Here is a 19,521-nt window from a genome sequence, read left to right as displayed (position 1 = left end):
GTGATATGATATAGTTTCTATGTGGAAATATACTTGGTATTTCCACCATCACGAGCCCTGCCCCGCTCTCCGCTCTTCTCCAGTGCCCTGACCCGCATTGCATTCAAACTGCTTTACGGATCCGCACATGACACCTGGTGAACTAAGCGAGGCACGCCGCCTCGACGCGCTGCACAAACTCAATCTGCTCGACACCCCGCCCAGCGCGGCCTTCGACCGCATCACGCGCATGGCGGCCAGCATGTTCCGCCTGCCGATCGCCGCCATCTCCCTGACCGACGCCGACCGCCAGTGGTTCAAGTCGCGCGTCGGCGTCGAGCACGATTCCATTCCGCGCCTGCGCGCGCCGTGTGGCCAGGTGGCCGACAGCAGCACCGTGCTGGTGATCCCCGACCTGCTGCAGGATGACTATTTTCACGACAGCGTGCTGGCCGCCAGCGGCATCCGCTATTACGCCGGCGCGCCGCTGACCACCACCGACGGCCACTGCCTCGGCGCCATGTGCGTGCTGGGCACCGAGCCGCGCGACACCACGCCCGAGGAACTGACCGCGCTGTGCGACCTGGCCGGCATGGTGATGGCGCAGATCGAATTGCAGCATGCGCTGGGCCGCGTCGACGCCGTCAGCGGCCTGCCCAACCGCAACCAGTTCATCGACGACTTCCACGACCTGCAGCGGGACGCCGGCGAAGGCGAGCAGCGGCTGGCGGTGCTGGTCAACCTGGCCACCCACGAGCAGCTGGCGCACGCCGCGCGCGCCATGAAGTCGTCCTATCTCGATGAACTGGTGACCGAGGGTGCGCGCTGGCTGCGCGCCGAAATCGGCAGCGGTCCGCGCATCTATCACGTCGCCACGGCGCAGTTCATGCTGCTGTCGCCGACCGGCGAAACGCTGGACTCCTGGCTGCCGCGCGTGGAACGCAGGATGCAGGCGGCGCTGGCCATCGCCAGGACCCGCTATGTGGCCACGCCGTCGGCCGGCGTGGTGCCGTTCGACGTCGGCCACGACGACAGCCTGGCGGTGCTGCGCAAGGCCCGCAGCGCCGCGCATGACGCCATCGACCTGCCGAGCCACGTGGCGGTGTATTCGCAGGCCGAGGATGCGCTGTACCAGCGCCGTTTCAGCCTGCTCGGCGATTTCGGCGCGGCGCTGGAGGGCGCCGGACAGTTGCGCATGGTGTATCAGCCGCGCATCGATGTGGTCAGCGGCGCCTGCGTCGGCGCCGAGGCGCTGCTGCGCTGGAACCATCCGACGCTGGGCGCGGTCGGTCCGGCCGAGTTCATTCCGCTGATCGAGCGTTCCGGCCTGGCGCAGGCCACCACCGCCTGGGTGCTGGACGCCGCGCTGCGCCAGCAATGCGCGTGGCGCCGGGATGGCCTGGTGTTGCAGGTGTCGGTGAATGTGTCGGCCGCCAATCTGGTGGAGCCGGCGTTCGCCGCCAGCGTGGCGGCCTGCCTGCAGCGCTATCGCCTGCCGGCCGACTGCCTGGAACTGGAGATCACCGAGAGCGCCATCATGGAGCAGCCAGTGAAGGCGCACGCCACGCTGGCGCAGATCGCGGCGCTGGGCGTCGGCCTGGCGATCGACGACTTCGGCACCGGCTACAGCAGCCTGGCCTATCTGCAGAAGATGCCGGCCGACGTGGTCAAGATCGACCAGTCCTTCATCCGCGACCTGGCCGGCGACCCGCGCCAGCAGGCGCTGGTGACGGCGATGATCACGCTGTCGCAGGAACTGGGCCACCGCGTGGTGGCCGAGGGTGTGGAGACGGCGCCGGTGCTGGACTTCCTGCGCCGCGCCGGCTGCGACGAGGTGCAGGGCTATCTGTTCGCGCGGCCGCTGGAGGCCGAGGCGTTTGCGGGCTACTCCTGCCCGATCAGCACCAGCGCGTTGCGCGTGCCGAAGTTGACGGCGCCGCCGCGCACCACGGCGGTCTTGCCGGAGTAGTAGTCCTTGACGCGCTGGCCGTTGGCGAACACGCCGTGCAGGTTGATCGTGGAGGCCTTGGTGGTCGGCAGGTCCAGCGCCACCACCACCTTGTCGCGCACGCCGTCCTGGTCGTAAGTGCGCTTGAAGATGTAAGGCTTGGCTTGCAGCTGCTGGTGCACGCCGGCGCCGACCGCCACGTGGGCCTTGCGGAACAGGCCCAGCTTGGCCCAGTGCGCGCGCACGTCGGCGATCTTGTTGCCGTTGCGGACGACGTTCTGTTCCAGCTCGTTCCAGTTCATGAAGGAGCGCAGCTTGGCGTCGCCGGTCGCCTCGGCGACATCGAGCCGGCGCGCGGTTTCGTCGCCGTAGTAGATCTGCGCGGCGCCGGGCGCCAGCAGCAGCTTGTTGGCGCTCTCGAACGGCTTCTTGCGCGACGGGTCGAACGGCGCGCCGTCGTCGTGCGAGTCGAGGTAGTTCAGCACCGAGTAGCCGTTCAGGCGGCCGCCGTGCAGGGCGTTGGAGTAGCTGCTGAACAGCGTTTCGTAATCCTGCTCGGCATCCTTCACCAGCCCGAAGTTGATCATGCTGTTGAAGTTGGCCTGGTAGTAGTTGACGCTCTGGCCGCCGCCCAGGTCGTGATACAGGCCGTCGCTGACCTTGTAGTTGTAGACCTCAGCGGTCATGTAGAACTTGTCGTCGCCCAGCTTCTTCTCGGGATTGGCCTTCTTCCAGTCGTCGAAGGCGATCACCGCCTCCTTCTGCAGTTCCTTCCATACCTTGGCTTCGACGTGCTTGACGGTGTCGGCGCGGAAGCCGTCCACGCCGTACTTGCGGATCCAGTCGGTGTGCCATTTGATCAGGTAGTAGCGCGGCGCGCGCGGATAGCCGGTGCGCGCGAAGAATTCGTTCAGGCTCTTGATCTCCTGCTCGAAACGGCCTTCGCGCTGCCACTTGGCCATCAGGCGCTCCGGCAGCTCGACCGGCTCGTCGCTCTCGGTCAGGAAGTCCGGCAGGTTTTTCACCAGCGTGCATTCGATGGTGGTCTTGGCGGTTTTATAGGTGCATTCGGGCGCGGTGCGCACCCAGTCGCTCGGCCACACGGGATCTTCCTCGGTCACCGGGCCGGTGTGGTTCATCACCACGTCCAGCAGCACGCGGATGCCGTGCGCGTGCGCGGCGTCCACCAGGTTGCGGAAGTCGTTCTCGTTGCCCAGGTTGGCGTCGACGGCGGTGAAGTCGGAGGCCCAGTAGCCGTGGAAGGCGTAGGACTTGCCGGTGCCTTCGTCGGTGCTGCCGTGGATCTGCTCGACCGGCGGCGTGACCCAGATCGCGGTCACGCCCAGGCTGTCGAAGTAGCCGTCGTTGATCTTGTTGATCACGCCGGCCAGGTCGCCGCCCATGTAGCCGCGCAGCGGCGCCGCGTCCTTCTGGCGGTCGTAGGCCAGGTCGTTGCCGGTATAGGCGTTGTTGAAGCGGTCGGTCAGCAGGAAATAGACGGTCGCGTTCTCCCAGAGGAAGGGCTTCGGCCTGGCGGCCGGCGCTTCGGCGGCGTGGGCGGCGCCCAGGCCAAGTGCGAGGGAGAGTGCGAGTGTCGTCAATTTCATGCTGTCGTCCTGATGGTTTTATGTGGTGACGGTGGGATGGGCGCGGCCGGTCCAGTCGGCGATGCCGGCCACCTGCTCGGCGATCAAAATCAAGGGGCCCAGCGCCTGCTGGGTCGGCAGGTGGTGGAAGGCGGGATCGGCTTCGTAGCGTTCCAGGTAGACGCGCAGGGTCGCGCCTTCGGTGCCGGTGCCGGACAGGCGGAATACGATGCGCGAGCCGTTGGTCATGACGATGCGCACGCCCTGCTGCGTGGCCACCGAGCCGTCGACCGGATCTTTATAGTCGAAATCGTCGGCGAAATCGACCACGTAGTGGCCCAGGTCCTGCCCGGCCATGGTCGCCAGCTTGATGCGCAGGGAGGCCATCAGCTCATTGGCGGCGTGGCTGTCGACGCCTTCGTAGTCGTGGCGCGAGTAGTAGTTGCGGCCGAAGCGCGCCCAGTGTTCGCTGACCAGCTGTTCGACCGATTTGCCGGTGGCGGCCAGCAGGTTCAGCCAGAACAGCACGGCCCACACGCCATCCTTTTCGCGGATGTGGTCGGAGCCGGTGCCGTAGCTTTCTTCGCCGCACAGCGTGGCCTTGCCGGCGTCCAGCAGGTTGCCGAAGAACTTCCAGCCGGTCGGCGTTTCGAAGGCCGGGATGCCCAGCGCCTGCGCCACGCGGTCGGCCGCCTGCGAGGTCGGCATCGAGCGGGCGATGCCTTTCAGGCCGGCGCGGTAGCCCGGCGCCAGCGTCGCGTGCGCGGCCAGCACGGCCAGGCTGTCGGACGGCGTGACGTCGAATTTGCGGCCGAGGATCATGTTGCGGTCGCCGTCGCCGTCGGAGGCGGCGCCGAAGTCGGGCGCGTCGTCGGCCGCCATGATGGCGATCAACTGCGCGGCGTTGACGGGATTCGGGTCCGGATGGTGGCCGCCGAAGTCTTCCAGCGGCACGGCGTTGATCACGCTGCCGGCCGGCGCGCCCAGCTGGCCTTCGAGGATGGCCTTGGCGTAGGGGCCGGAGACGGCGTGCATGCCGTCGAAGCACAGGCGGAAGCCGCCGGCGATCAGCTGGCGGATGGCGTCGAAGTCGAACAGCTGCTGCATCAGTGCCGCGTAGTCGGCCACCGAGTCGATCACCGCGACCTCCATCGCTTCGATGCGGGCGGCGCCGGGCTGCTGCAGGTCGATGTCGGCGGCGTCGCTGATGCGGTACTGGGTGATGTTTTCGGTGTGGCGGTAGATCGCCTCGGTCACGCTTTCCGGCGCCGGGCCGCCGTTCTCGATGTTGTACTTGATGCCGAAGTCGCCGTCCGGGCCGCCGGGATTATGGCTGGCCGAAAGCACGATGCCGCCCAGCGCGCCGTGCTTGCGGATCACACAGCTGACCGCCGGCGTCGACAGGATGCCGCCCTGCCCCACCAGCACCCTGGCGAAGCCGTGCGCGGCCGCCATGCGCAGGATGGTCTGCACCGCCGCGCGGTTGTGGAAGCGGCCGTCGCCGCCCAGCACCAGCGTTTTGCCGGCGCAGTCGCCCAGCGTGTCGAACACGCTCTGGACGAAGTTTTCGAGGTAGTGCGGCTGCTGGAAGACGCTGACTTTCTTGCGCAGGCCGGAAGTGCCCGGCCGCTGGCCGGGGATGGGGGTGGTGCTGACCGTGTTGATGCTCATGTTCGCTCCGCGTAGGTAGATGACAAGTCCGATACGACGGTTTTACCTGTTCCGGCCGAATCGCGTCGCACAGATAGCTTGTTTCGCGAACACTATTGTGACGTCAGTGCTCGGCCTCGTCGCGCACCACCAGCGTCAGCACGCCCGCCACCACCATGCATACGCCGCCCAGCATCAGGGTCTTGACCGTGTGACCGGCGAACCAGTGCTTGGTCACGAAGCCGAGCAGCAGGCCGCTGACGATCTGCGGGATGACGATGAAGAAGTTGAACACGCCCATGTAGTAGCCCATGCGGCTGGCCGGCAGCGCGCCGGCCAGGATCGCGTACGGCATGGTCAGGATCGAGGCCCAGGCGATGCCGATGCCGATCATCGGGTAGAACAGCGTGTCGAGGTCGTGGATGGTGTAGATGCTGAACAGGCTCAGGCCGCCGATCACCAGGCACACCAGGTGCACGAACTTGCGGCTGGTGCGGCGCGCGAACACCGGCAGCACGAAGGCCGCCAGCGCCGATACGCCGCTGTACACGGCGAACATCACGCCGACGTGGTTGCCCGCTTCCTGGAACGCGGCCGATTGCGCGTCGGTGGTGCCGAACACGTTTTCGGCGACGCCGTTGGTGGTGTAGATCCACATCGCGAACAGGCCGATCCAGGTGAAGAACTGCACCGCGGCCAGCTGCACCATGGTCTTCGGCATTTTGCCGAAGCCGCCGAAGATTTCCTTCAGCGCGTTGGCGACGCCCTTGCCGCTTTGCTGGGCGGCGCGGAACGCGGCCAGGTCGTCCGGCGGCGCTTCTTTCGCGGTCAGCACGGTCCACAGCACGGCAAAGAAGTAGACGGCGCCGCCGGCGTAGAACGCGTAGCGCACGGTGTCGGGAATGGTGCCGCCGGCGGCGTCGTTGCTGACGCCCAGGTGGGTGAAGATGGTCGGCAGCATCGAGGCGATCACCGCGCCCCAGCCGATGAAGAAGGTCTGCATCGCGAAGCCGGCGGTCTGCTGGCGCGGTCCCAGCTTGTCGCCGACGAAGGCGCGGAACGGTTCCATCGAGACGTTGATGGCGCCGTCCAGCAGCCACAGCACCACCACCGCCATCCACAGCGCCGACGAATTCGGCATCAGGAACAGCGCCAGCGAGGCCAGCACGGCGCCGATGAAGAAGAACGGCCGGCGCCGGCCCCAGGTCGGGTGCCAGGTGTTGTCGCTCAGGTAGCCGATGATGGGCTGCACCAGCAGGCCGGTGACCGGCGCGGCCAGCCAGAACAGGGACAGGTCGTCGGGATTGGCGCCCAGCGTGGAGAAAATCCGGCTGACGTTGGCGTTTTGCAGGGCAAAGCCGAACTGGATGCCGAAGAAGCCGAGGCTCATATTCCACAGCTGCCAGAACGACAGGATGGGCTTGTTACTGGAAGAGTGCATGCTGCGCGTCCCGAGTTTTAAAATTTGTAGCAAAATAACACGCGACCTTGGGCGTGTCAAACGAAAGAACTTCCCAGTAAAATAGGGAGAAAAGGCTGTTCAGAGGCTACGCAATGGTGTCAAATGTAGCCAAACAACATAAAACGCAGACCGCCACAGAGACCTTACCTCCATGAAAATCAATTCCTTTGTAAAACTTGCCACACTGACGCTGCTGGCCAGCCAGGCCGCCCAGGCGCAGAACGCCGACCGCAAGTTCGACGGCGTCACCCAGCGCGACGGCCACCTGGAAGTACGCACCAGCGACGGCAACTACCTGATCACGCCCTACTCGGCCGGCATCGTCGAGACCACCTTCGTGCCCAAGGGCGAAACTGCCGATCCGGCCTCGCACGCCGTGGTGCTGGCGCCGGCCGCCGTCAACACCACCTTGAAGCAAAAAGCCGGCAGCATCGAATATGCCACACCCGGCATCACGGTCACCATTAGCAAGTCGCCGTTCCGTATCGCCTACGCCTACAAAGGCAAGCCGCTGGTGGCGGAGAAGCGCGGCTACATCCACATCACTGACGATGTGGCCAAGGGCAGCAAGGATATCAACAAGGGCGCGCCGCGCGTACTGGAAGCCATCGAGTTCGCGCTGGACAAGAACGAAGCCTTGTACGGCGCCGGTTCGCGCGCGGTCGGCATGAACCGCCGCGGCTACCGCTTCACGCTGTATAACAAGGCGCACTACGGTTACGGCGATCATTCGGAGCTGATGGGCTACACCATGCCGGTGGCGCTGTCGTCCAGGATGTACGCCATCCACTTCGACAATCCGCAGACCGGCTACCTGGATTTCGACAGCGCCAAGAACAACAGCCTGACCTACGAGGCGATCGGGGGCCGCAAGACCTATCAGGTCATCGCCGGCGATACCTGGGAAGACGTGGTGGGCAACTACACCAGCCTGACCGGCAAACAGCCCTTGCCGCCGCGCTGGGCCTTCGGCAACTTTGCCATGCGCTTCGGCTATCGCAACGAGCAGCAGGCGCGCGCGACGGTCGACAAGTTCATCGCCGACGATATCCCGCTCGATGCCATCGTGTTCGACCTGTTCTGGTTCGGCAAGGAGATCAAGGGCACCATGGGCAACCTGGCCTGGGACCAGGACAGCTTCCCTAATCCCACGGGCATGATCGCCGACTTCCAGCACAAGGGCGTGCAGACGGTGGTGATTTCCGAACCGTTTGTGCTGGATACCTCCAGCCGCTGGCAGGACGCCGTCGACAAGCAGGTGCTGGCCACCGGCGCCGACGGCAAGCCGCTGGCCTACGACTTCTATTTCGGCCACACCGGCTTGATCGACATCTTCGGCAAGCAGGGCAAGGACTGGCTGTGGGATATCTACAAGGGCCTGCACCAGCAGGGCGTGAAGGGCGTGTGGGGCGATCTGGGCGAACCGGAAGTGCACCCGACCGAAGCGCGCCACGCCACCGGCAGCGCCGACCAGCTGCACAACATCTACGGCCATCAATGGGCGCGCCTGGTGGCGGAAGGCTATCAGCGCGACTTCCCCAACGAGCGGCCGTTCATCCTGATGCGCGCCGGTTATTCGGGCACGCAGCGCTACGGCATCATGCCGTGGTCGGGCGACGTCAATCGCGGCTGGGACGGATTGCAATCGCAGCCGGAGATCTCGCTGCAGATGGGCATGCAGGGCGTCGGCTATATGCACTCGGACCTGGGCGGCTTCGCCAATCCGGTGCTGGACAACGAGCTGTATCAGCGCTGGCTGCAGTACGGCGTGTTCCAGCCGGTGTTCCGTCCGCACGCGCAGGACGAGGTGCCGTCGGAGCCGGTCTACCGCGAGGACAGGACCAGGGCGCTGGCGCGCGAGGCGATCCGCCTGCGCTATCGCCTGCTGCCGTATAACTACACGCTGGGCTTCGACAACAACCAGCAAGGCCTGCCGCTGATGCGGCCGATGCTGTACGAGGAGCCGGGCAACGCCAAGGTGCGCGCGATGTCGTCCACCTACCTGTGGGGCAAGGACTTCCTGGTCACGCCGGTGCTCAGGCAGGGCGCCACCACGGCCGAGGTCTACTTCCCGGCGCGCAGCGCGTGGTTCGATTTCTACACCGGCGAGAAGCAGGCCGGCGGCGCCACGCGCTCGGTTGCGCTGACGCCGGACCACGTGCCGGTCTACGTCCGCGCCGGCGCCTTCATCCCGATGGCCAAGGTGGTGCAGTCGACGCGCGACTACAACACCAGGCACATCGAGCTGCACTACTGGCACGACGCGTCGGTGAAGGCCGGCAGCGGCAAGCTGTATGACGACGACGGCCTGACCGCGCAAGCTTACGAGCAGGGCAAGTACGAGCTGCTGCGCTTTACCAGCAAGCTGCAAGGTACGGCGCTGTCGCTGCGCGTGGAATCGGAACTGGGCAAGCAGTACCAGCGCCCGGAGCGCGGCATTGCGCTGACGGTGCATAACGTGACCGCCGCGCCGTCCTCGGTACGCATCGACGGCCGCGTCGCCGTCTTCGCGTGGGACGAAGCGGCAAGGCTGCTGACGGTCGAACTGCCGGCCAGCGACCAGGCCAGCCGCAGCGTCGACATCCTGCTGTGATTTTTTGGCGGCATGTCGCACCTGTTCAAGCCGGGGAGTTGTCATTTCGATAGCATGAGGTTTTCACTCTTTGGAGAACACCTCATGCCCGCATTGAAATCGGCCCTCGCCGCCCTGGTGCTGTTGTGCGCCGCAGGAAGCAGCCAGGCGATCGGCTGCCTCTTGTTTGCGCCGACGATCAGCGCCTCCACCACCGGCGCCGGCGCCGGCGGCCTCACGCAATACACCTTCACCCTGACGGGCAACGGCGGGGGCTGCGTCGGCACCGAAAATACGCAGGTGCTGCTGCCCTACTTCAGCGATGCGGCCATTTCGTCGCTGGCGGCGCCAAGCGGCTGGAGCGCCACGATCGACGCCGGCAACCACACGTTTGCGGAACTGGGCGCCAACGTCGGCGCCATCGTGTTCTCGGCAAACTCCCCTGCCGACTACCTGAAGGCCGGCGATTACCTGGCGGGCTTCGGCCTGGTGTCAGCCTACGCCGGCATCACCAGCACCTACCATATCGACGCCGCCTTGAACGGCTTTACCACGGGCGCGACGTTTATCTCGGGCGCGCTTTACCAAAACGCCACCAGCAGCACCGACCTGCTGCTGATTCCCGGCAGCCCGCTGGCGCGCGCTGCGCTCGACGTGCCGTCGGCCGTGCCGGAATCGGCCACCTACGCTATGCTGCTGGCCGGCCTGGCCATGGGCTTCGTACGGCGGGGGGGGGCGCCAGGTCCCTTAAGCGCCGGGCTTCACCCGGGCTGATCAGATGGTTCAGATACGGTCGCGTAGCTGCTGCTCGGCGCGATCGCTGAGCACCAGCACCAGCTTCAATCGCGCCCGGGTCATGCCGACGAACAGCTTGCGCAGCACCAGCTGGTTCATCTCCTCGAAATCGATCTCGGTGAAGATGATCGCCGGCGCCGACTGGCCTTTGAAGCGGTACACCGATTCGGCCAGCAGGCCGCCGTCGCGGTATTGCGGATTGCCGAACAAGTCGTATTCGCCGGTGAAGGACTTCAGCGTGTGCACCTCGCTCAGTTGATCGAGGTGCAGGATCGCCGACTTTTCGCGTCCGCGGAACGAGGCGATGGCGATATCTTCGCGCGTGAAGCCGGCGCCCAGGCACAAGGTCACCGCGCGCCGCGTCTGCGCCAGCATCGCTTCGGTGTCGCCTGCCGGGTAGACCAGCTCCTCGATGTCCGCGCCCCTGAACGGACTGCCCGCCTCCACCGGCGTCTGCGTCGCGCCGATCGCGGCCAGGATGTCGACGATCTGGCGCGGGCTGCGGTAGTTGGTGTCCGAGTGCAGCGTCACCCAGCCGGGCAGCGGCACGCTCTCCTTGCCGTACAGGTTCTGGTTCGGATCTTCGAGCCAGATCGCGCGGCCGTTTTCCTTCAGCATGCGCAGCAGGATATCGCGCCACGCCGCCGAAAAGTCCTGGCCTTCGTCGACGATCACCACGTCGTATCGCCAGCTTTCCGGCAGCGGCGAGACGCTCATCTGCGCCTCGATCTTCTCCCACACGTCCGGCGCCGCGTAGTTGGGCGTTTCGCCGCGCTCGCGCGCGAACGCGTCGCTCAGCATGTGAAAGCTGGCCACCTTGCCGCCCTTTGGCGCCAGGCGCTCGATGTGGTCGGCCAGCGGCCGGTTGTAGCAGACGTACAGCGGACATAGGCCGGCTTCGATGGCGGACGTGAATTCCGCCAGCGCCAGCTGCGTCTTGCCGCTGCCGGCGGTGCCGATCACGCGCAGGCGGAACGGCTCGAATTCCAGCCGGTGCGCCCATGTCGCCAGGCCGCCCGACAGGCGCGCCACCATGCGCGCGGCATTGCCGATCATGGCGCTCGGGTCGGGACGGAGACTGAGCATATTTCCGAGGAAGCGCGTCACCTTGTCGAACTGCGCGTCGGGCTTGGGATCGTCCACCGGCAGCGTGTCGCGCACCAGTTGCGCCAGCTGGTGCTTGCGGTTGGCGTCGATGATGTGGCGCGGGTCCAGTCCGGCCAGGTGTGGATCGCGCACGGTGTAGTCGGGACAGTACAGCAGGTAGTCGATCGAGAGTTCGCCGCCGAAGCGCTCCGTCATCACGCGGATGGAGCGCATGATGTGCTGCGCCACCTTGCGCGGCTTGGCCGCGTAGTTCTTCACCAGCCCGTCCGGCGTCTCGTTCAGGAAGCCGGATATCTGCTCGATCAGCAACAGCCGGCCGTTCGGCGCTACTATCACGAAGTCCACCTGGTCGAAGGCTGAGTAGCCCTTTTCGACATTGGTCCAGTGCACGCCGTGGTAGATGTGGTACGGCGATTCCGCCAGCGTGGCGTTCAGGTAGGACAGCGTTTCAATTTCACGCGCCGCCGCGCCGGTGGCCGACATCTCTTGCCAGCCGGTTGGATGAAGATGAGCCATGAGTGAAATGATGTCTAAAGGAAAAGTCCATTGTACACAGAGGGATGTCCCGCACGGGTCCCTGTGGCATTCCTTCTATTTTCGCCCCTATTTTTCACTATTTTCTTTTGCATTGAACTATTCCGCGATTTGCAGGTCTAAATAGGGAAATGCAGTGAAAAATAGGGGAGAAAATAGAATGAAATCCACAATGAGTGTGCAGATAGACACCGATACCCTGCTCCGGCTTATTTCGCAGCTGAAACTTCGCGGCGGCACGCAGGATATATCGGAAGCCATCACCAGCGCCATCGAACTGTGGCTGCGCGAACAGGCCGGACTGGCCAAGGGCAGCGATCCCGCCAACCTGCGCGGTTATCAATGGAAATCGCTGTTCCTGCCCGACGGCACCGAACTGCGCTCCTGGAGCTACGGCGAGCACAACTACGCCCGCGTGGTCGGCGACCAGATCATCCACCAAGGGCAGCCAATAACGCCCAATCAATTCGCCCAAAAGTTCGCGCGCTCCTTCCGCAACGCCTGGATGGACATCTCCGTGCGCCGCCCCGAAGACAAGCAGTTCATCATAGCCGACCGCCTGCGTCGAGAACAGGCCACGCCGCCACGCGCGCCGGCGCCAGCCGAGCCCTCGCTGCCGCAACTGATGGCCGCACTGCAGGCGCAATTGCAAGCGCAGCAGCCGACTCCACCTGTGCCAGCGCCAGCTCCAGCGCCGACACGCGACACCACGCCCGGCGAAGGCTGGACCTTGCCCGAGCGCCGAAAATTCCGCTTCCGACTTGAAGACGTAGCCTTTGAATGACGGTAAGATACCTGGCTAACAAAACATCCAGGGAGAGGTCTGTGACACCAAAAATAATCAGCGCACTGCTGGCCTGCACCTTCGCGGCAGCCGGTACTGCCAGCGCCGCCAAACCAACCGTCGCTGAAGCCGAGCGCTTCCTGGCCGACACCGAAACCAAGCTCAATAAACTGAACAACGAGCAGTCCCGCGCCGCCTGGGTCGGCTCCAACTTCATCACCGACGACACCGAAGGCATCGCCTCCTACTTCGCCGAGCGCTACCTGACGGCCTCCGGCGAAGCCGCCATCGGCGCGCGCCGCTTCAACGGCCTGAAACTGTCGCCGGAATCCGCGCGCAAGATGATGCTGCTGCAGCAAACGCTGGTCTTCGCCGATCCGAAGGAACGCGAACAATACGCGCAACTGCAGGCCGCCATGAACGGCGCCTACGGCAAAGCCAAATACTGCCCGACGCCTGACAACTGCATGGCGCTGGGCGACATGGAAAAAGTCCTCGCCACCAGCCACGACGAAGCCAAGCTCAAAGAAATGTGGACCGGCTGGCACGCCCAGTCGCCGTCGTACAAACAGAAATACACCGAGTACGTCGAGCTGTCCAACAAGGGCGCCAAACAAATGGGCTTTGCCGACACCGGCGTGATGTGGCGCTCGCAGTACGACATGCCGCCGGAAGCCTTCGCCGCCGAAATGGAACGCCTGTGGCAGCAGGTCAAGCCGCTGTACGACTCGCTGCTGACCTACACCCGCTACAAGCTGCGCGCCACCTACGGCCCGGACGTGGTGCCGCTGGAAGGCCCGATCCCGTCCCACCTGTTCGGCAATATGTGGAGCCAGAACTGGACCAACCTGTACCCGCTCCTCAAGCCCGCCACCGGCGCCAGCAGCTACGACCTGACCAAGGTGCTGGAACAGCGCAAGACCGACGCCAAGCAGATGACCCGGTACGCCGAAGGCTTCTACACCTCGCTGGGCATGCAGAAGCTGCCGGCATCGTTCTGGGAACGCTCGCTGCTGACCAAGCCGCGCGACCGCGACGTGGTCTGCCACGCCTCCGCCTGGCCGCTGAACGAAAAGGACGACGTGCGCATCAAGATGTGCATCACGCCGACCGCCGAAGACTTCACCGTGATCCACCATGAACTGGGCCACGTCTACTACTTCCTGGCCTACACCAAGCAGCCCTTCCTGTTCCGCAACGGCGCCAACGACGGCTTCCACGAAGCCATCGGCGACACCGTCGCGCTGTCGATCACGCCGAGCTACCTGAAGCAGATAGGCCTGATGGACCAGGAACCGGACGTCAACGCCGACATCCCGCAACTGCTGGAGCGCGCGCTGAGCAAGGTGGCGATCCTGCCGTTCGCCTACTCGGTCGACAAATGGCGCTGGGACGTCTACGCCGGCAAGACCAAGCCGGCCGACTACGACAAGAGCTGGTGGCAGCTGCGCGAGCAGTACATGGGCATGAAGCGGCCGGCGCCAATCAACGGCGTCACCGGCTTCGACGCCGGCGCCAAGTACCATGTGGCGGCCGACGTGCCGTATGCGCGCTACTTCCTGGCCGACATGCTGCAATTCCAGTTCCACCGCGCGCTGTGCCGCGAAGCCGGCTACACCGGCCCGCTGAACCGCTGCTCGGTGTACGGCAACGCCAAGGCCGGCGCCAAGCTGCAGCAGATGCTGGCACTGGGCGCCAGCAAGCCGTGGCCGGAAGCGCTGAAGGCGATCTCGGGCGAAGACAAAATCGACGGCAATGCGCTGCTGGAATACTTCGCGCCGCTGAAAACCTGGCTGGACCAGCAGAACGCCGCCCTCGCCGCCGCCGAGAAGAAGTAATCCGTCAGATCACGGAGTAGTCCATCGCCGTCAGATCGGCGATCATGCCTGGGCCGGTTGGCTGCCAGCCCAGGCGTTCCCGCGTCAGCGCGCTGGACGCCGCCATATCCAGGCCGGCAAACATCCCCAGCCAGCCGAAGTACGCCGCCGCGTCCTCCGCAGCGATCGACTTGACCGGTACGCCCAGTCCCTTGCCGATCACCTCGGCGATGCTGCGCGCCGTAATCCCTTCCTCGGCCACCGCGTGATAACGCTCGCCGGCCTTGCCCTGCTCCAGCACCAGGCGGTAAAGCAGCGCCACATCGCTCACGTGCGCGGCGGACCAGCGGTTCAGTCCCTCGCCGATGTATGCGGCCAGGCCTTTTTCGCGGCTGTTGCGTATCATATAGCTGACCAGCCCTTGCCGCCTGGTGTCATGCACCTGCGGCAGGCGCACCACGCGCACATCCACGCCCGCCTCCAACGCGGCCGCGCCGGCCAGTTCCGAAGCGATGCGCGGATTGCGGTGCTCCAGATTGAACACCGTCTCCACCGCCGACTCGCCATGCCCACGCTCGCCCATGCCGACGCCGGACGTGATGATCAGCGGCCGGTCGGAACCTTGCAACGCCTCGCCCAGCGCCGCGATGACGCGCCCGTCCTGCTCGCAGCTCTCCAGGAACTTGCCGAAGTCGTCATGATTGAAGGCCGTATGGATCACCGCATCGGCCTGCGCCGCGCCGGCGCGGATGCGCTCCACCTCGCCCAGTTCGGCGCGGTACGCCTGTGCGCCGGCGGCGGCCAGCGCCTCGGCGCCCGCGTCGGAACGCGTCATGCCCAATACCTGATGGCCCGCCGCGATCAGCTGCGACACCACTTGTGCGCCGATAAAGCCGGTCGCCCCTGTTACGAATACCCGCATTTCATCCTCCATGGTCGCTTGAGTAAGCGTATTATGGACAGCGAATCTTTCCTATTAAAGTAGTGACGTTATACAGGTATAAGAACCAACAGGATGAACGAACATAATCCCCTCGGCAAATTCCTGCGCGACCGCCGCACGCGGCTTGACCCGGCCGCCTTCGGCATCGCCGCCGGCCGCCGACGCACGGCTGGCCTGCGCCGCGAGGAAGTGGCGCAGCGCGCCAACATCAGCACCACCTGGTACACCTGGCTGGAACAGGGCCGCGGCGGTGCCGCCTCGGCCGAAGTGCTGGACCGCATCGCCGGCGGCCTGATGCTGACCGAGCCGGAACGCGAACACCTGTTCATGCTGGGCCTGGGCCGCCCGCCGGAAGCGCGCTACAAAATGTCGGACGGCGTCACGCCGCGCCTGCAGCGGGTGCTGGACGCCTTCACCGGCAGCGCCGCCATGCTGCGCACGCCGACCTGGGACATCGTGGCCTGGAACCGCACCGCCACGCTGCTGCTGACCGACTACGCCAGCATCCCGCCCAAGGAGCGCAACGTCGCGCGCATGATGTTCAGCAGCGCCCGCATACGCGCGGCGCAAAGCGACTGGCAAAGCGTGGCCCGCTTCGTGGTCGGCTCGCTGCGCGCCGACGCCATCCGCGCCGGCGCCGACACCGAAGTCGCCGCACTGGCCGAGGAACTGTCGCGCCTCAGCCCGGAGTTTGCCGCCATGTGGCAAGACAATGAAGTGGTCAGCGTCTCCGACGGCTACAAGGTGCTGCACCATCCGGAACTGGGCGCCATCGAACTGGAATTCTCGACCTTTGCCGTCGACGGCCGGCCCGACCTGTCGATGATGGTCTACAACCCGGCCACCGAGGCCAGCGCCGAACGCATCGCCGCCTACCTGGCCGCCCGCGCCGCAGACTGAGTTACGGCAGCAGGCCGGCCGTACGGTACGCGGCCAGCGTGCTGTCGAACACCTGCACGTCGTTGCAGCCGCGCGCCACCAGCTGCGCGCCTTCGATCGCCGAGAACACGGCGAACGCCCAGCCCTTCACCGCCGCCGCTTCCATCTTCGGCTTGCCCAGCGCCAGCACGCGCGCCAGCCAGCCGACGATCAGCGCGGTGAAGCGCTCCACCTCGGCCTGCACCTCCGGCGCCAGCAACGGCCGCTCGGCCGCCAGCACGCCCACCATGCACATGCGGTTCTCGCGCAGCAGCGTGTCGCGGAACACGTCGGCATACTTGGCCACGCAAGTCTTCCAGTCCACGCCCTGCGCCAGCAGCCCGTCCAGATAGCCGAGGAACTCCTCGGTGTACTGGCGCGCCAGCGCCGCGCCCAGGTCGCCCTTGGTCGGGAAGTAGTAATGGATGCTGGAACTCTTCACGCCCACCGCCTCCGCCAGGTCGCGGAAACTCAAGGCGTTGTAGCCATTGGCCTGCACCATCAGCCGCGCGGCCATCATCACTTCCTGCTTCTTATCGCTTGCCATATCCATCTTTCAAAAATTATCGCTTGACGCGACAAAACATCCGGGATTAATATCTATCTACCGATAGATAGACAATTCCGGAAACGCCCGACTATCGGCCCATTTTAATCTATCTACCGAAAGGTAGAATTATGAAAGCCGAATATGAAGATTTATGACATGCCAGGATTCCCCAATCCCGCCCGCATCCACATCGTCCTGGCCGAAAAAGGCCTGGCCGCGCAGTTTGACTTCGTCAAGGTGGACCTGTTCTCCGCCGAGCACAAGCAGCCGGCCTTCCTGGCCAAGAATCCCGGCGGCGTGGTGCCGGTGCTGGAACTGGACGATGGCACCCACATCGCCGAATGCATCGCCATCACCGAATACCTGGACAACCTCGACGGCCATCCAACGCTGACCGGCGCCACGCCGCGCGACAAGGCGCTGATCCACATGATGCAGAAGCGCGCGGACGACTGGATGATCGATGGTATCGGCGCCTACTTCCACCACGCCACGCCCGGCCTCGGGGCAACGCTGGAAGCCTACAAAAGCCCGGAATGGGCGGGACGCAAGGAATGGGGCGAACGCCAGCTGGAGAAATTCAAAACCGGCATGCGCTACTTCGACAGCGTGCTGGCGCAGCAAGCCTACATCGCCGGCCCGCAGTTCTCGGTGGCCGACATCACCGTCTACTGCGCGCTGCTGCACGCCGCCTTTGTCGGCATCACCGTCACCGGTGACTACCCGGCGCTGGCGGCATGGCAGGCCAAGGTCGCCGACCGCCCGAGCGTGAAAAACCGCGGCGGGCAGTCGTAACAGCCGATGCGGCGATCAGCAATCGGCGGTCGCCACATTGCCCTTCTGCTGCTGGTCGCGGCAGCGCGGGGAATCGCGCGCCATGGTGCGGCGGTTGTCTTCCTTCAGACGCTCGGCCTCGCGCGCGCGCTCCTCCATGATCGGCTGCGCCGCCGCCTGGTCCTTGTCCAGTCCCGGCACATTGGCCGGACGCTGGATGGTGGCCGCCAGATCCGCATGGATCGGCAGATTGGTCCAGTAAGTGTTCTTGGCGCCGCTGACCCAGACCGCCGTCACTTCCGGCGTCGCCAGCGTCGACACGCCTTCCGGATATTCATAAGTGCGCACCACCGGCGCCACGCCCAGCGACTTGCCGCCTTCATAAATGGTGGCGCCGACCGGCATGGTGTCGTAGGTCAGCATGGCGGTGCGGGTGCCGGTGGCGGCGCAGCCGGTCAGGGCGGCGGCGAAGGCAGCGAGCATGGCTACGCGTGCGATATTGTTCATTGATTTCTCCTTGGTTTTTATGCTTGGTTTTTATGAATAGGCGCCGCACAATTGGCGGCGATAAAAGCTGCCTGCGTGGGCATGGCGTTCACGCAGTTCCTGATGACGCTTTCCACTTCGTGCAAAAAGCCGCTGATCTGCTGCTCGCCGGTCAAGTCTACCAGCGGATGGGCGGCACGCGGACGAATCCGCTGCCCGTGCAGCACCTGCAACCAGTTATGCTTGGTGAACAGCTCCAGGCCGTCGCGGAACACCCGGCCATGGCTGCGGAACAAATCGATCCGGTGCTGCAGATCCTCCGGCACTTCCATCTCGCGGCAATAGTTCCAGAAGCGCGTGTCGTTCCGCTCGGTGGCCTTGTAGTGCAGGATGACGAAGTCGCGCGCCCAGCGGTACTCCTCGTCCATCACCCGGTTGTACTGGCGGATGTCGGCCTGCTCGAAACCGCCGGCCGGGAAGTACGTAATCAGGTGCGCGATCGCCATCTGGATCAGATGGATGCTGGTCGACTCCAGCGGCTCGATAAAGCCGCACGACAGCCCGATCGACACCACGTTGCGGTTCCACGCCTTGCTGCGTTTGCCGGTGCGGAAGCGGATCGTGCGCGGCTCGGCCAGCGCCTCGCCATCCAGATTGTTCATCAGGATGGACTGCGCCTCGTCCGCGCTCATGAATTTGCTGGAAAAGACATGGCCATTGCCGATGCGGTGCTGCAGCGGAATGCGCCATTGCCAGCCGGCGCCGTGCGCCGTCGCGCGCGTGTACGGCGTCAGCTCCGGCGCGTTGGCGCACGGCACGGCAATCGCCGTATCGCACGGCAGCCAGTGCGACCAGTCCTCGAACGGCGTGTTGACCGCGTCGATCAGCAGCGCGCGGAAGCCCGAGCAGTCGATGAACAAGTCGCCGGCGACCTGCGTGCCATCCTCCAGCACCACGGCCGTGACATGGCCGTCGGCGTCGCGCTGGCGCACCTCGGTGATCTTGCCCTCGATGCGCCGGACGCCGCGCGCCTCGCTGAAGTTGCGCAGGAATTTGGCGTACAGCGACGCGTCGAACTGGTAGGCATGGACGATCTGCGACAGCGGCGAGTTGCCGAGATCCGGCCGCGCGCGCAGGAATTTGTTGTGCATGGCGGCGACGTTGTTGATCGAATAGTGGTCCAGCTCCGCCGCCTTGCCGGCCAGGTACTGCTTCAGCCAGTGCTGGTAGAAGTCCACCGTCCAGCCATCCTGCCCGATCACGCCGAAACCGTGCAGATAGCGGTCGCCAATGCGGCCCCAGTTGACGAACTCGATGCCGAGCTTGAACGTGCCCTGCGTCTGCCGCATGAAGTCGTCCTCGTCCAGCTCCAGCATGCGGTTGAACAGGTTAATCATCGGAATGGTGGCCTCGCCCACGCCGATGGTGGCGATCTGGTCCGACTCCACCAGCCGGATGTTGTACTGGCCCTTCAGCATCTTCGACAGCGCCGCGGCCGTCATCCAGCCGGCGGTGCCGCCGCCGACGATGACGATATCTTTTAATGGTTGCATCTTCGCTCCAGAAGATAAAAAGCCCCTTGCCGAAGGAATCCGGACAAGGGGCTTACACTTTAC

15 protein-coding genes are annotated in these 19,521 nt (G+C 65.1%); 7 read left to right on the top strand and 8 right to left on the bottom strand.

Features of this window, described 5'->3' with window-relative positions:
• Nucleotides 1-127 precede the first annotated feature (127 nt).
• A complete protein-coding gene (locus GJ698_RS03405; protein WP_154356154.1) occupies nucleotides 128-1,948 on the top strand; it encodes a sensor domain-containing phosphodiesterase in 1,821 nt (606 codons plus the stop codon).
• Here the strand turns inward: GJ698_RS03405 and GJ698_RS03400 are convergent.
• The 3 genes from GJ698_RS03400 to GJ698_RS03390 form a co-directional block, all read right to left on the bottom strand.
• Nucleotides 1,864-3,534, bottom strand: a complete 1,671-nt coding sequence (locus GJ698_RS03400) for an alpha-amylase family glycosyl hydrolase (RefSeq protein WP_154356153.1) — start codon at nucleotides 3,532-3,534, stop codon at nucleotides 1,864-1,866. The two genes, GJ698_RS03405 and GJ698_RS03400, sit on opposite strands and share 85 nt — an antisense overlap.
• Before the next feature lie 18 nt (nucleotides 3,535-3,552).
• On the bottom strand, nucleotides 3,553-5,184 hold the full coding sequence (locus tag GJ698_RS03395; protein ID WP_154356152.1) for an alpha-D-glucose phosphate-specific phosphoglucomutase: 1,632 nt from the start codon (nucleotides 5,182-5,184) through the stop codon (nucleotides 3,553-3,555).
• 103 nt (nucleotides 5,185-5,287) lie between these two features.
• Nucleotides 5,288-6,604 (bottom strand): MFS transporter, encoded by a 1,317-nt coding sequence (locus tag GJ698_RS03390; protein WP_154356151.1) that lies wholly within the window; start codon nucleotides 6,602-6,604, stop codon nucleotides 5,288-5,290.
• A gap of 172 nt (nucleotides 6,605-6,776) precedes the next feature.
• Here GJ698_RS03390 and GJ698_RS03385 point away from each other — a divergent pair, with 172 nt between their 5' ends.
• Both GJ698_RS03385 and GJ698_RS03380 read left to right on the top strand, forming a co-directional pair.
• Nucleotides 6,777-9,218 (top strand): glycoside hydrolase family 31 protein, encoded by a 2,442-nt coding sequence (locus tag GJ698_RS03385; RefSeq protein WP_154356150.1) that lies wholly within the window; start codon nucleotides 6,777-6,779, stop codon nucleotides 9,216-9,218.
• Between the two features lie 84 nt (nucleotides 9,219-9,302).
• Nucleotides 9,303-9,971, top strand: coding sequence for a PEP-CTERM sorting domain-containing protein (locus GJ698_RS03380; RefSeq protein ID WP_154356149.1), 669 nt, complete (start codon nucleotides 9,303-9,305; stop codon nucleotides 9,969-9,971).
• Nucleotides 9,972-9,980: 9 nt separating this feature from the next.
• Here the strand turns inward: GJ698_RS03380 and GJ698_RS03375 are convergent, their stop codons facing one another.
• A complete protein-coding gene (locus tag GJ698_RS03375; protein ID WP_154356148.1) occupies nucleotides 9,981-11,615 on the bottom strand; it encodes an ATP-binding domain-containing protein in 1,635 nt (544 codons plus the stop codon).
• 190 nt (nucleotides 11,616-11,805) lie between these two features.
• Between GJ698_RS03375 and GJ698_RS03370 the strand changes: the two genes are divergently transcribed.
• Together GJ698_RS03370 and GJ698_RS03365 are read left to right on the top strand one after the other, a co-directional pair.
• Nucleotides 11,806-12,417, top strand: coding sequence for a hypothetical protein (locus GJ698_RS03370; RefSeq protein WP_154356147.1), 612 nt, complete (start codon nucleotides 11,806-11,808; stop codon nucleotides 12,415-12,417).
• A 41-nt stretch (nucleotides 12,418-12,458) separates the two neighbouring features.
• Nucleotides 12,459-14,255 carry a M2 family metallopeptidase gene (locus GJ698_RS03365; protein WP_371865113.1) on the top strand — a complete coding sequence of 599 codons (1,797 nt, stop codon included), beginning with the start codon at nucleotides 12,459-12,461 and terminating at the stop codon, nucleotides 14,253-14,255.
• Between the two features lie 4 nt (nucleotides 14,256-14,259).
• Here GJ698_RS03365 and GJ698_RS03360 read toward each other — a convergent pair whose 3' ends face one another.
• The gene (locus GJ698_RS03360; protein ID WP_154356145.1) at nucleotides 14,260-15,156 is read right to left on the bottom strand and encodes an SDR family oxidoreductase; all 897 of its coding nucleotides are present in this window, start codon (nucleotides 15,154-15,156) and stop codon (nucleotides 14,260-14,262) included.
• A gap of 93 nt (nucleotides 15,157-15,249) precedes the next feature.
• Here GJ698_RS03360 and GJ698_RS03355 point away from each other — a divergent pair, with 93 nt between their 5' ends.
• Nucleotides 15,250-16,077 carry a helix-turn-helix transcriptional regulator gene (locus tag GJ698_RS03355; protein WP_154356144.1) on the top strand — a complete coding sequence of 276 codons (828 nt, stop codon included), beginning with the start codon at nucleotides 15,250-15,252 and terminating at the stop codon, nucleotides 16,075-16,077.
• A gap of 1 nt (nucleotide 16,078) precedes the next feature.
• Here the strand turns inward: GJ698_RS03355 and GJ698_RS03350 are convergent, their stop codons facing one another.
• The gene (locus tag GJ698_RS03350) at nucleotides 16,079-16,642 is read right to left on the bottom strand and encodes a TetR/AcrR family transcriptional regulator (RefSeq protein ID WP_154356143.1); all 564 of its coding nucleotides are present in this window, start codon (nucleotides 16,640-16,642) and stop codon (nucleotides 16,079-16,081) included.
• 144 nt (nucleotides 16,643-16,786) lie between these two features.
• Here GJ698_RS03350 and GJ698_RS03345 point away from each other — a divergent pair, with 144 nt between their 5' ends.
• Nucleotides 16,787-17,440, top strand: a complete 654-nt coding sequence (locus GJ698_RS03345) for a glutathione S-transferase family protein (RefSeq protein ID WP_154356142.1) — start codon at nucleotides 16,787-16,789, stop codon at nucleotides 17,438-17,440.
• Between the two features lie 15 nt (nucleotides 17,441-17,455).
• On the opposite strand, the gene GJ698_RS03340 is transcribed toward GJ698_RS03345, so the two are convergent.
• The gene (locus GJ698_RS03340; RefSeq protein WP_154356141.1) at nucleotides 17,456-17,926 is read right to left on the bottom strand and encodes a hypothetical protein; all 471 of its coding nucleotides are present in this window, start codon (nucleotides 17,924-17,926) and stop codon (nucleotides 17,456-17,458) included.
• 17 nt (nucleotides 17,927-17,943) lie between these two features.
• Nucleotides 17,944-19,458 (bottom strand): tryptophan halogenase family protein, encoded by a 1,515-nt coding sequence (locus GJ698_RS03335; protein ID WP_154356140.1) that lies wholly within the window; start codon nucleotides 19,456-19,458, stop codon nucleotides 17,944-17,946.
• Nucleotides 19,459-19,521 lie beyond the last annotated feature (63 nt).

The organism is Duganella aquatilis (genome assembly GCF_009674565.1).
Classification (GTDB): Bacteria; Pseudomonadota; Gammaproteobacteria; order Burkholderiales; family Burkholderiaceae_D; genus Rugamonas; species Rugamonas aquatilis.
Note: the sequence above shows the minus strand (reverse complement) of the source record. Positions and strands in the feature narration are given on the sequence as shown.